Annotated in this window: 13 protein-coding genes and 1 riboswitch; of the genes, 12 read left to right on the top strand and 1 reads right to left on the bottom strand. The window is 45.4% G+C overall.

From position 1 onward, the window contains the following. The first annotated feature begins 1 nt into the window (after nt 1). From AC5W14_RS07160 to AC5W14_RS07125, 8 genes are all read left to right on the top strand, one after another. Nucleotides 2–1,303: a pyrimidine-nucleoside phosphorylase gene (locus AC5W14_RS07160; protein ID WP_496194020.1), complete on the top strand. Its 1,302-nt coding sequence runs from the start codon at nt 2–4 to the stop codon at nt 1,301–1,303. 95 nt (nt 1,304–1,398) lie between these two features. Further along, nucleotides 1,399–2,718, top strand: a complete 1,320-nt coding sequence (lysA, locus tag AC5W14_RS07155) for a diaminopimelate decarboxylase (protein ID WP_496058654.1) — start codon at nt 1,399–1,401, stop codon at nt 2,716–2,718. 58 nt (nt 2,719–2,776) lie between these two features. Then, nucleotides 2,777–3,211 (top strand): peptidylprolyl isomerase, encoded by a 435-nt coding sequence (locus AC5W14_RS07150; protein WP_120193303.1) that lies wholly within the window; start codon nt 2,777–2,779, stop codon nt 3,209–3,211. A gap of 412 nt (nt 3,212–3,623) precedes the next feature. Then, a riboswitch (FMN riboswitch) is annotated at nt 3,624–3,770 on the top strand. Between the two features lie 177 nt (nt 3,771–3,947). Beyond that, nucleotides 3,948–5,036: a bifunctional diaminohydroxyphosphoribosylaminopyrimidine deaminase/5-amino-6-(5-phosphoribosylamino)uracil reductase RibD gene (gene ribD, locus AC5W14_RS07145; RefSeq protein WP_496194116.1), complete on the top strand. Its 1,089-nt coding sequence runs from the start codon at nt 3,948–3,950 to the stop codon at nt 5,034–5,036. 5 nt (nt 5,037–5,041) lie between these two features. Continuing rightward, on the top strand, nt 5,042–5,650 hold the full coding sequence (ribE, locus tag AC5W14_RS07140) for a riboflavin synthase (protein ID WP_496194019.1): 609 nt from the start codon (nt 5,042–5,044) through the stop codon (nt 5,648–5,650). A gap of 44 nt (nt 5,651–5,694) precedes the next feature. Further along, the gene (locus tag AC5W14_RS07135; RefSeq protein WP_496058941.1) at nt 5,695–6,888 is read left to right on the top strand and encodes a bifunctional 3,4-dihydroxy-2-butanone-4-phosphate synthase/GTP cyclohydrolase II; all 1,194 of its coding nucleotides are present in this window, start codon (nt 5,695–5,697) and stop codon (nt 6,886–6,888) included. A gap of 35 nt (nt 6,889–6,923) precedes the next feature. After that, on the top strand, nt 6,924–7,388 hold the full coding sequence (ribH, locus tag AC5W14_RS07130; protein ID WP_496194018.1) for a 6,7-dimethyl-8-ribityllumazine synthase: 465 nt from the start codon (nt 6,924–6,926) through the stop codon (nt 7,386–7,388). Nucleotides 7,389–7,525: 137 nt separating this feature from the next. Then, a complete protein-coding gene (locus AC5W14_RS07125; protein ID WP_496058651.1) occupies nt 7,526–7,882 on the top strand; it encodes a GNAT family N-acetyltransferase in 357 nt (118 codons plus the stop codon). A gap of 51 nt (nt 7,883–7,933) precedes the next feature. Here AC5W14_RS07125 and AC5W14_RS07120 read toward each other — a convergent pair whose 3' ends face one another. After that, nucleotides 7,934–8,479: a DUF309 domain-containing protein gene (locus tag AC5W14_RS07120; protein WP_496194017.1), complete on the bottom strand. Its 546-nt coding sequence runs from the start codon at nt 8,477–8,479 to the stop codon at nt 7,934–7,936. 196 nt (nt 8,480–8,675) lie between these two features. Here AC5W14_RS07120 and AC5W14_RS07115 point away from each other — a divergent pair, with 196 nt between their 5' ends. From AC5W14_RS07115 to resB, 4 genes are all read left to right on the top strand, one after another. Then, the gene (locus tag AC5W14_RS07115) at nt 8,676–9,431 is read left to right on the top strand and encodes a segregation/condensation protein A (protein WP_496194016.1); all 756 of its coding nucleotides are present in this window, start codon (nt 8,676–8,678) and stop codon (nt 9,429–9,431) included. Beyond that, complete coding sequence (gene scpB, locus AC5W14_RS07110; RefSeq protein ID WP_496058648.1) at nt 9,421–10,008, top strand: SMC-Scp complex subunit ScpB; 588 nt, start codon at nt 9,421–9,423, stop codon at nt 10,006–10,008. The genes AC5W14_RS07115 and scpB overlap by 11 nt, the downstream gene beginning before the upstream one ends. Before the next feature lie 71 nt (nt 10,009–10,079). After that, complete coding sequence (locus AC5W14_RS07105; protein WP_496058647.1) at nt 10,080–10,805, top strand: pseudouridine synthase; 726 nt, start codon at nt 10,080–10,082, stop codon at nt 10,803–10,805. Nucleotides 10,806–10,902: 97 nt separating this feature from the next. Beyond that, a complete protein-coding gene (resB, locus tag AC5W14_RS07100; RefSeq protein ID WP_496058646.1) occupies nt 10,903–12,561 on the top strand; it encodes a cytochrome c biogenesis protein ResB in 1,659 nt (552 codons plus the stop codon). The last annotated feature ends 2 nt before the right edge of the window (nt 12,562–12,563 follow it).

Raw genomic sequence — 12,563 nt, 5'->3', positions numbered from 1 at the left:
GATGAGAATGGTTGATATCATTACAGATAAACGGGACGGAAAAGAACTTCCGCAGGAAGCAATAGAATGGTTTATTAACGAATATACGAAAGGTACGGTGCCTGATTACCAGGCAGCGGCCTTTGCGATGGCTGTATATTTTAAAGGAATGACCCAGTCCGAGGCCGCAGCACTCACGTTTGCTATGGCTGCTTCCGGTGACCAGCTTGACTTGTCTGCCGTCGAAGGAGTCAAAGTCGACAAACATTCGACCGGCGGAGTAGGAGACAAAACAACTCTTATTCTAGGTCCGATTGTGGCTGCACTTGGCATACCGGTAGCAAAAATGTCCGGACGCGGCCTCGGTCATACAGGAGGAACAATTGATAAGCTGGAAGCTTTTACAGGATTTCAAACAGAAATCAGCCAGGACGAGTTTATTAAGCTTGTTAATGAGAACAAGATTGCGCTTGCCGGACAAAGCGGTAACCTGACGCCGGCTGACAAGAAGCTGTATTCGCTCCGGGATGTAACGGGCACAGTAAATTCCATTCCATTAATAGCAAGCTCGGTAATGAGCAAAAAAATTGCCGCTGGGGCCGATGCTATTGTGCTTGATGTGAAAACAGGCAGCGGGGCGTTTATGGAAAGCGTCGAAGAAGCAAGAGAGCTTGCAGGCGCAATGGTCGATATAGGGAAATCCCTGGACCGGAAAACCATGGCAGTTATATCCGATATGAATCAGCCGCTGGGACGTTTTGTCGGCAACGCGCTCGAAGTGAAAGAAGCTATTGATACATTAAACGGAAAAGGACCGAAAGATCTTCATGATTTAAGCGTTACGCTTGCTGCCCATATGGTCGTGCTGGCTGATAAAGCCTCCAATTTGGAGGAAGCCGTGAAACTGGTAGAGCAGGTGATTGACAATGGAGAAGCGTTGAAAAAAATGAAGCAGTTTATTGAAGCACAGGGCGGTGACGCCTCTTCAGTGGACGATTCGGGCCTTCTGCTCAATGCCGCGCATCTAATAGAAGTCACTTCAGAAAAAGATGGGTTTGTGAGTGGAATGAAAGCGTCAGAAATAGGGCGTGCCGCAATGACCCTGGGAGCCGGCCGGGCCACAAAAGAAGATGAAATTGATTACGCAGTGGGAATTGAACTCCGCAAAAAAATCGGAGACCGCATCCAGACAGGCGATGTGCTGGCTGTCCTGCACGCCAATCAGACGGAAGCTGCAGAGGCTTCGGCTATTGTTAGAGAGGCTTATGAATATTCCGATTCAGAAGTTGTACCCGAGCCGCTTATTCACGACACGATCGTATAAAATAGGACGTAAAAACAGCCGCGAGAGTTTTTCTTTGTACTCCTGCAAATAGATGCTACAATATAAATCACTGAATGGGAGTAGGGGGAAAAGCGATGTATTTACACGGCACCAGCCAAATAAATAATAAAGGCCACCTGGAAATAGGCGGCGTAGATACGATGGATATTACAAAAGAATACGGGACGCCTGTTTTTGTATACGATGTAGAGCTTATACGACGCCGGGCAAGAGGCTTTAAAAAAGCTTTTGAAGCAGAAGGCATGCAGTATCAGGTAGCTTATGCAAGCAAAGCATTCAGCTGCATTGCGATGGTTCAGCTTGCCGATGAACTGGGCTTAAGTCTGGACGTTGTGTCAGGCGGAGAAATGCTGACGGCTAAGCGGGCAGGGTTTCCGATGGAGCGTGTACACCTCCATGGAAACAATAAATCTCTTGAGGAAATTCAAATGGCACTTGATCTGGATGTCGGCTGTTTTGTGGTAGATAATTTTCATGAACTCGATATGCTAAAAGAGCAGACCGAAAAAATGAAAAAATCTCCGCACGTGCTGATCCGTACAACTCCTGGAATCGAAGCGCATACGCACGAATATATTTCAACGGGACAGGAAGACTCTAAATTCGGCTTTGACTTAACGAGCGGACAGGCGGACGAAGCAATTAAACGTCTGAAAGATCATCCTTATCTGCAGTTAAAAGGAATTCACTGCCATATCGGCTCACAGATTTTTGACACCCATGGTTTTTCAATGGCTATTGAAAAGCTGTTCAGCCAGATTATCCGCTGGAAAGAAGAACTTGATTTTGAGCCGGAAGTACTCAATGCCGGAGGAGGTTTTGGAATCCGTTATGTAGAAGGGGACGAACCGCTGCTGCCGGAGGAGTACGTTACCTCTTTAATTCATACGGTGCAGGAACAGAGCGAGCTGCACGGCCTGGAGTTGCCGGAAATCTGGATTGAGCCCGGCCGTGCAATGACCGGAGACGCTGGAACCACTCTTTATAAGATTGGATCCCAGAAAAACATTCCTGGTGTCCGCCGCTACGCGGCAGTCGATGGAGGAATGACCGATAATATTCGTCCTGCCCTGTATCATGCAGAGTATGAAGGGATACTTGCCAACCGCGCAAATGACAAAGCAGAAGATACGTTTGCCATTGCCGGAAAATGCTGCGAATCCGGAGACATGCTGATTTGGGATCTTCCTCTTCCGGAACCTGCCGAAGATGACGTGCTGGCAGTCTTCTGCACAGGAGCCTATGGGTACGCCATGGCCAATAACTATAATCGATTTTCAAGGCCGCCGGTCGTTTTTGCAGAAAACGGATCGACTCAGCTTGTTATAAGAAAAGAAACGTATGAAGATTTATTAAAAAATGATTTGCCCCTTCGCTCAGCAGAGAGGGTATAATAGAACAGCCGGTTTTATCCAGCCGGGCTCTACATTTAAAAAAAGGTGGTTGATTGTAATGAAAAAAGGAAGCATTAAGTTCGAAAATGGAGAAGAAATTCAAATTGAGTTCTTTGACCAGGATGCACCAGGAACAGTAGAAAACTTTGAAACTCTTGCAAATAAAGGTTTTTACAACGGATTGAACTTTCACCGTGTAATCCCTGGATTTGTAGCCCAGGGCGGAGACCCAAGCGGCAATGGAACAGGCGGACCTGGTTATACTATTAAATGCGAAACAGAAGGAAATCCTAATAAGCACGGTAAAGGCTATTTATCTATGGCGCATGCCGGTAAAGATACAGGCGGAAGCCAGTTCTTTATTCTTTTTGAACCACAGCCTCATTTAGACGGCGTTCATACAGTTTTCGGTAAAGTAACGGAAGGCCTCGATACTGTAGATAGAATCAAGCAGGGCGACGTTATGCAGGAAGTAAAGGTCTGGAGCGAGTAAATGGTTCTATCGTGTAAAAGGGGCTGCACTGGATACACGAGGCTGCTTATATAACAGACTAAAAAAACCGGCGGAATGCCGGTTTTTTTAGATTGTCGAGACATCATGCCATCACGTATATCTATACAAGATCTTGAATCCTTTAGAACGTTTGTCAACAATGAAGCAAAAGGCAGATGGAGGCTCCTGCAGAACAGCCATCGATGAAGTTAAAGAGGTTGATCTTTTCCTCTGTAGCTTAAGGCTCGTCCTGCGGAAAGCGACCCTTTACAGACTTTGTTATAAATTATGTATTTCCCGCCTTTTTTTATATAGTGGGGCCGTCAGGCATTTTTAGTTGACGTTTCTTATTGGATTATCATATGATAAGGTATACACTTTTTAGAAAATAACATTGGTACCTGCCGTGCGGCAGTTCCTTCGGGGTCGGGTGAAAGTCCCAACCGGCGGTGATAAAGAGTTCGCTCTTTTTAGTCCGTGACCCGTAATGCTTAGGCAGAGCGGTGGATTCGGTGAAATTCCGAAGCCGACAGTAAAGTCTGGATGGGAGAAGGAAACCATGTTTAAATAGGCTGTCCTGCTGTGTAAACACACGTGGAGCAGCAGCGGCCTTTTGCACCTGTTCACAGGGCTTATTTAAACGTGATTAATTACTCCCCCGAAGGAAAAGTCCTTCGGGGGTTTTTATATGCCTCGAAGTCTGTTAATCGAGGCAGCGGGAAAGGCTGTAATAACAATGAACGATGAAACCTATATGAAGCTTGCGCTGGATCTGGCCGTTTCTGCTTCCGGACAGACTTCACCGAACCCCTTAGTTGGAGCAGTATTAGTGAAAGATCATCAAATCGTCGGCATGGGCGCTCATCTAAAGGCGGGAACGCCTCACGCAGAAGTGCATGCTGTGCGTATGGCAGGGGAAGCGGCAGAAGGCGCTGTAGCCTATGTAACATTAGAGCCGTGCAGCCATTACGGGAAAACCCCTCCCTGTGCCGAACTCTTGATTAAAAGCCGGGTACAGAGAGTCGTTGTCGCTTCTGTTGATCCGAACCCTAAAGTAAAAGGCAGCGGAATCGAAAAGCTGAGAGCTGCAGGTATTCCTGTTGATGTCGGCGTGCTGAAAGAAAAAGCAGATAACATCAACCGTTTTTTCTTTCACTATATGAAGACAGGAACCCCATATGTGACCCTTAAAGCTGCAGCAACGCTGGATGGTAAAACGGCTACTTATGCCGGAAGCAGTAAATGGATTACAGGGGAAGATGCAAGAAAAGATGTTCACTTAAACCGTATGAAGCACGACGCAATATTAGTCGGTGCAGGAACCGCCGCGGCAGATGATCCGTCTCTAAATGTACGACTCGAGCACGCGTTCAGGCAGCCGATCCGGATTGTACTGGATACGTCACTGCGGACGCTTCCGACTGCGAGAATGCTGCAGGACGGCGGGGCGCCCGTCTGGGTTGTCTGCGGAAGCCGGGCGGAAGAAAAGAAAAAGCAGGCACTGGAAGCGGCAGGAGCAGAAATAATCCAGCTTTTAGATGACACCATTTCCATTCCTGTTCTTCTTAAAAAACTGGGTGAAACAAATATCCAGTCTTTATATGTAGAGGGTGGAGCCGCTGTGCACGGCAGTTTTTTGGAAGCCGCTGCTTTTCAAGAACTCCACTACTATATAGCGCCAAAGCTGATTGGTGGAAAAGACGCGTTTCCAGTATTTGGGGGACGGGGAGTTGAACTAATGGAACACGCTGCGGAACTGGTCGTTGAATCAACGGAAACATTGGGAGAAGACATCAAGATGACGGCTTTTCCAAAGGAAGGATGAATGCTATGTTCACAGGAATTATAGAAGAAAAAGCGACGATCGCTCATATGAATGATCATGAATCGCATATGGAACTGAAAATAAAAGCTGAAAAAATTATGCAGGATATGAAAGAAGGAGACAGCATTTCCATTAACGGTGTCTGCCTTACGGTAACCGATTTTAACGAAGACATGTTTCAGGTGGATGTTATGCCCGAAACAATGAAAAGCACCAGTCTACAGGCTCTTCAGGAGAAAAGTCCTGTAAATGTGGAAAGAGCCATGGCAGCCAATAACCGGTTTGGCGGACACTTCGTAAGTGGTCATGTTGATGCGGCAGGAAGAATTGCATCCATGGAGCCGCTGGCAAACGCGGTGTATATCCATATTGAAGTGCCGGAACGACTGATGCCATATATGATGCTGAAAGGCTCTGTGACGCTTGACGGCATAAGTCTTACGTTATTTGGAGTGGACGATACAACATCTACTATCAGCGTTTCAATTATCCCGCATACATGGGAAGAAACAAACTTGTCTACTAAGCAGATAAATGATCCTATCAACGTAGAATGCGATGTGTTAATGAAATACACGGAACGCCTGCTTGAAACAAAATACAAAAAGGCGTAAAACTCCAACAGAAAGAAGGCAGGTGCATCATGGAAAATGAATCCATGTTTCATACAATTGAGGAAGCTATTTATGAATTAATGCAGGGGAAAGCAGTTATCGTATGTGATGATGAAGATAGAGAAAACGAAGGCGACTTTGTTGCGCTCTCCGACAGAGTCACGCCGGAAACAATTAACTTTATGATTACCCACGGGCGCGGCCTTGTCTGCACGCCTATAACCGAACAAAGAGCCAAAGAATTGGAACTCGTTCCAATGGTAGACCATAACACAGATCCCCACGGCACTGCTTTTACAGTAAGTGTGGATCATAAAAGTGCTTCAACCGGTATTTCTGCAAAAGAACGGGCGGATACAATTCTGTCGCTTGTTGATAAAAAAACCCGGCCGCTTGACCTGAAGCGTCCCGGCCATGTTTTCCCGCTGATTGCCAAAGAAGGCGGCGTTCTCCGCAGAGCAGGACATACGGAAGCAGCGGTTGACCTGGCCCGTCTTTCCGGTGCCGAGCCGTCGGGCGTCATTTGCGAGATTATTAAAGAAGACGGAGAAATGGCCCGCGTACCTGAACTTTTGGAAATCGCTGAAAAGCATGAAGTCAAAATGATTACAATCAAGGACCTTATTAAATACCGCCATAAAAAAGATAAGCTCGTTATAAGAGAAACAGAAGTGAAACTGCCAACAGAGTTTGGAGAGTTCACGGCATTTGGGTACACCTCCGTTATTGATCAAAAAGAAAGTATTGCGCTTGTAAAGGGAAGTATCCTTCCCGATGAGCCTGTGCTTGTACGTGTGCATTCTGAATGTTTGACCGGGGATGTATTTGGTTCCCACCGCTGCGACTGCGGCCCACAGCTTCATGCGGCCCTGCACCAGATTGAACAGGAGGGAAGCGGGATTTTATTGTATATGCGCCAGGAGGGAAGAGGCATCGGTCTGATCAATAAGCTGAAAGCCTATGAGCTTCAGGAGCAGGGATATGATACAGTAGAAGCTAACGAAAAACTTGGATTTGCACCTGATCTTCGGGAATACGGCATCGGTGCGCAGATTCTTAGAGACCTTGGGGTAAAGAAAATGAATCTGCTTACCAACAACCCAAGAAAGATTACCGGGTTGAAAGGCTATGATCTAGAAGTGATCGACCGTGTGCCGATTCAGCTGCCGTTCAACAAGGATAACGAGAAATATATGCGCACCAAACAGGGAAAAATGGGACATATGCTTCATTTCTAAAAAATATACACTACAGGATAAGGGAGTTTTCAGACATGGGACAACATTTTGAAGGATCTATGACAGGGCAGGACTTAAAAATTGCAGTAGTAACCGGACGCTTTAACGATTTTATTACAGGACGGCTGCTTGAAGGCGCTGTTGGTACTTTAAAACGTCATGGAGTAAAAGAAGAAAATATCGATACGGTGTGGGTGCCGGGCGCATTTGAAATTCCTTATGCTTCCAAAAAACTGGCCCAGTCGAAAAAATATGATGCGATCATCACATTGGGGACTGTTATCCGCGGAGCGACGCCTCATTTTGATTATGTCTGCTCCGAAGCCGCCAAAGGAGTATCGCATGTAGCGATGAATTATGATCTTCCAGTTATATTCGGCGTATTAACGACGAACACGATTGAAGAAGCGGTGGAACGAGCCGGGACAAAAGCCGGTAATAAAGGCTCAGATGCCGCGCTTGCGGCAATTGAAATGGCGAATCTTGATAAACTGATTTAAATCATGTACAATATCGATAAATCATGAAACATGGCGGACTCAACCGCCATGTTTTCGTGTTGTTTCAGGGCATTATTCCGCTGAGAAGCATATGTCTTCTATTTTTCTAAAGTAATGAGGGGTATATGTATATGTTTATGAAATTCAAACCTGCACAACGAAAAATTGCAATGGGGCTGCTGTCTTACACGCCGGATGAGAAGAGCATTAAAGTACTGCTTGAAACCGTGCAGAAGTATGAAACAGAAAGCAGCTGGGAGCTTTTTTTATGGAAAGAAAAGGAAGATATCGTAGGGGTTATTGGTTTTGTAAATGAAGATGAAAAAACAGTCAGGCTGCAGCATTTATGCGTAAATCCATCTTACCGCGGGGAAGGCCTGGGGAAAAGAATGGTGGAGGACATGCAGCAGCGTCTTCAAAAAAATATGGTTCCTTCCGAGGCAGTGAAAAGTTTTTTTGATTCCTGTCGCCCGGAAGAAATTCAAAGTACGTAAAAAAAGCGTCCGCTTCGTAACAGGCGGACGCTTTCTTCATGGGAAAGAGGACTAAAACGAGAAGCGGCTCGAAGCCTGCTGTCTGCGCTGCTTCTGCTCCTCGCGTTCTTTAATCACATCAGAACGGTCCCGACGTGTATGGCGGTCAATTAATTCTTTATCATCCATGTTGCTTTTATTCTGCCAGACAAGCTGTCGGCTTGTGCATTCCTGCCTGCAGTGCTGAAGAAGGCCGGCATCCGTCAGCGGAATATTTAAATCCGCGTACGGCCCATTTGATGCAAGCAGATCGAGTTGTAAATAAATCCGGTTCAGCAGTTCATTTGTATCAATGGAAAGCTGCTGCAGGGAAGAGGAGTGCTCGGCAATGATGCCGGAAGAACGCAGCAAAACTTTCTCTGCGCCCGCGAAATTACCGCGGCGCTGATGATACAGGCCAACGGCAAGCTGAATCAGGCCGACCCAGTGCTTGTCGCGCATTCCTGCTTCTTTTTCTTTCCAGTGTTCTTCTAATAGTTCATGACATTCAAAGTAGTCACGATACCCGTGAAATTGAATGAGAAATTGAATATAGCTGTCAGAGTAAACAGGAGGCATAGCATGCCCTCGCTTTCGTCGAATATTTTCTTTGACAAAGTTTTGAAACACAGCATAATACATATTTTAAACTTTACCACAAGTGCTTTTCATTAATCTACTCCAAGGCGTTAAACGTCATAAATTCGCCTATCGTTAAGCAGCGGACGGATATGATATAATTTATATGTGTGAAAGTGAGCAGAGGGGAAAAGAAATGAAGAAATACAGCGTAAAAATAGATGCATTTGAGGGACCGCTCGATCTGCTTCTGCATTTAATCCAACAATCAGAAGTAGATATTTATAATATTTCTGTTTCGGCCATTACAGCCCAGTATCTAGATTATGTCCGGACGATGCAGGAACTGCAGCTTGATGTAGCAAGTGAGTATTTAGTGATGGCGGCCTCCCTCCTCGAGATCAAGAGCAGCATGCTTCTTCCGGCTCCGATTTTCACCGGGGAAGAAGAGGATATGGATTATGACCCCCGGGAAGAACTGATTTACCGTTTATCCGAATATAAAAAATATAAAGCAGCAGCAGGCTATTTAAAAGAGCAGGAAGCCGAAGCCGGCACTTATTATACAAAGCCTTTTTCCGGATCATGGCAGGATTATAAAGATACGAAAGAAGATACGGCGCTGCCTGATAACGTCACGATCTATGATATGATCGATGCCCTGCAGAGGCTGCAGACACGCGTAGCGTTTAATAAACCTTCCTCTGCAGTGATCAAGCCGGAATCCTATTCTGTAGAAGAAATGATTGGTTCTATTGAAAGCATTTTAGCATCACGGCATGGCAGCTGTTTATTTGCGGATCTTTTTCGGGAAGCTGATAAACCAAAAGTGGTCGTTACTTTTCTGGCTATGCTGGAAATGATGAAGCAGCAAAAAATTATCTGTACACAAAATGGCAATTTCTCTGACATAGAGGTACATACCGCTGGAGGAACGATGTATGATCAATAATGAAAAACAAAAGGCAGTGCTGGAATCCCTGCTTTATGTAAGCGGAGAGCAGGGAGTAGAGGTAGAAGAGGCTGCTGCTCTGCTGGAGATCAGCCTGGAAGAATGCTCTGTTCTGCTGGAGGAAATGAAACAGCAGATGGAAGAGAAAAAAGGCGGCCTGTGCCTTAAACAGGCAGGCACTTCCTATCACATGGCAACGAAAGACGAGTTTGCTTCGTATATTGAACAATATGTTATCACACCGGACCGGCCGAAGCTCTCTCAGGCTGCTTTGGAAACCCTGGCAATCGTTGCTTATAACGAACCGATTACAAAAACCGAAATTGATGAGATACGAAGCGTCAGCTCAGGCAGTTCTATCCAGACACTGGTTGCAAAAGCACTGATAGCAGAGGCAGGAAGAGCAGATAAAATAGGACGGCCGATTCTTTATCGTACGTCTAAACGCTTTTTGGAATACTTTGAGCTTGCCTCCCTGGAGGAGCTTCCGGATATTCATCAGTTTACCGAAGAAAAGACGGAAGAACCGGATCAATTTTTCAGCCGGATTGGTACATGGGAAGAAGACGAAAGATAAGCGCTCCCGGTCCGAAAAAGGTTGTGGTTCCCCAGCATGATGCGTATGATATAGAAGATGAGGTGAAGTAAATGGAAAGATTGCAGAAAGTAATAGCAAGTGCAGGAATTACGTCCAGACGAAAAGCAGAAAAGCTGATGGAAGAAGGCCGTGTGACTGTAAATGGTGAAGTAGTAAAAGAATTAGGAACAAAGGTAACGGTTGGAAATGACTTGGTGGAAGTAGATGGTGTCCCTTTGGATAAGGAGCAGCCGGTCTATTTTCTTCTATATAAGCCTAAATCGATTATTTCAGCTGTAAGTGATGATAAAGGACGTAAGGTAGTCAATGATTTTCTTCCGGATATAGAGCAGCGTATTTTTCCGGTAGGGCGCCTGGACTATGAGACGTCGGGAGTGCTTCTTTTAACAAATGACGGAGACTTTGCCCATTTGATGATGCATCCCCGCAATAAAATTGTGAAAACATATATTGCGAAAGTTGAAGGAAGACCTTCAAAAGAAAACCTTAAAAAACTGGAGCGCGGCATTCATCTCGAAGATGGAAAAACAGCTCCTGCCAAAGTGAATGTAAAATCATCCAATAAATCAGGAAACTCTTCTATTATTGAAATTTCTATTCACGAAGGAAAGAACCAGCAGGTCAGACGGATGTTTGAACATATCGGTCATAAGGTGATTAAGCTGAAGCGAGAAAGTTACGCTTTTCTAACACTGCAGGGACTTGAGCCCGGTGATTCAAGAGAACTAAAGCCAATCGAAATAAAAAAACTGCGTGACCTGGCTGAAAAAGAATAATAAAAGGCTTTCTGTTCCGTTACACAAGCAGAAAGCCTGCTTTATCAAATAAATAAAGAAACAGATGCCCGGCAGGGTAAGCTAATGGGGTGTTTCTATGGCTAAAGTGATTTGTGAATGCGGTTACTCGAATCCGGAGGGAACCGATCTTTGTGAAGCATGCGGAAAACCGTTGAATGAAAAAGCAAAACAGCAGACGCTTGTGGATATGAGATATGAGGGAGTCGCGCGGCGTTCCCAGACATATAATAAATCCATTGTCGATAAAATCTGGAACTTTTTTTCTTCGGTAAAAGTAGGCATATGGATTATTGTACTAACGTTACTCGCATCATCTCTCGGCACTATTTTTCCACAGGAAATGTACATTCCAAATAACGTATCAGCAGCCGATCACTATCAGGAAGAATACGGAGTGCTCGGACAAATTTATTACACGCTCGGATTACATAATATGTACAGCTCCTGGTGGTATATGGCGCTGATTGCCTCTTTAGGAATTTCGTTAATTATTGCAAGCCTTGACCGGGTTGTACCACTTTACCGGGTATTAAAGCATCAGAAAGTTACTAGAAATGAAGGGTTTCTGCGCAGACAGCGGGTGTTCGGAGAAATGGCGGTACCAGCTGACGAAAATCAGCTGGAAGCGGCGAAAGATGTACTGAAAAAAAGAAAATTTACGATCCGTGAAGAGGGAGATAACCTTGTGGCCGAAAAAGGCCGCTTCTCGAGATGGGGTCCTTACGTCAACCATGTAGGGCTGATTATATTTTTAACCGGTGCGATGCTGCGCTTTTTTCCGGGAATGTATGTCGATGAAGTCGTCTGGGTACGTGAAGGAGAAACCGAAGTGGTGCCGGGGACAGAAGGCGAATATTTCATAGAAAACGAGCAGTTCTTCCTGGAAATGTATGATGAAGAAGATGAAACCTTTGCTACCGCTCTGGAGAGAGCCGGAGGAAACATTGTTGAGACTTTCCAGACCAATGCGGTCGTTTATCAGCGTGAAGAAGGCGGAACGATCGGCGAAGAACCGGAACTCGAGGAAGTGACACGTGATGAAATCCGGGTAAATGAACCGCTCGCTTTTGACGGATTCAGCCTATATCAGGTGGACTATAAATTAAATGAATTAAATGTAATGATCCTCGAAATGGTAAACAGAGAAACCGGAGAAAGCGCAGGCGAGCTGCGCATCGATTTGTTCAATCCTGAAAATGAGTATGATTTAGGAGACGGGTACCGCGTCGTCATTGACTCTTACTTCCCTAACTTTGAATTCAACGAAGAGGGAGAGCCGGCTACGACATCAAGTATTCCTGATAATCCTGCGTTTATCTTCCAAATGTTTTCACCAGAGCATGCGGAAGAAGGAGAGTACAGCTTTGTAGGCATCCAGAGAAACGAGGATGTGTTTGGGGAAAACGACTATGAGATGAGTTTTCAGAACGTGGAAACAAAAAACGTAACCGGGCTGACGGTACGAAAAGATAACACACTTCCCTTTATTGCAGTCGGAGGCATTATATTCATGATCGGTTTAACACAGGGGTCTTATTGGTCCCACCGAAGAATATGGCTGAAGAAGGAAAACGGAAAACTTCTGTATGCGGGACACGCAAACAAGCACTGGCAGACATTAAAGCGTGATTTTGACGCATTATACGAAGAAGCTGGTATTTCTCCTCCTGTAGACCAGGTAGCTGAAAAAGAACAAGAAGCAGAACTGAAAAAACAACAAGAAGGGGGAAGCTAGCG

The organism is Sinobaca sp. TMA16-18, from assembly GCF_059510535.1.
The sequence above is the reverse complement of the archived record's forward strand: the minus strand, read 5'-3'. Positions and strand labels throughout refer to the sequence as shown.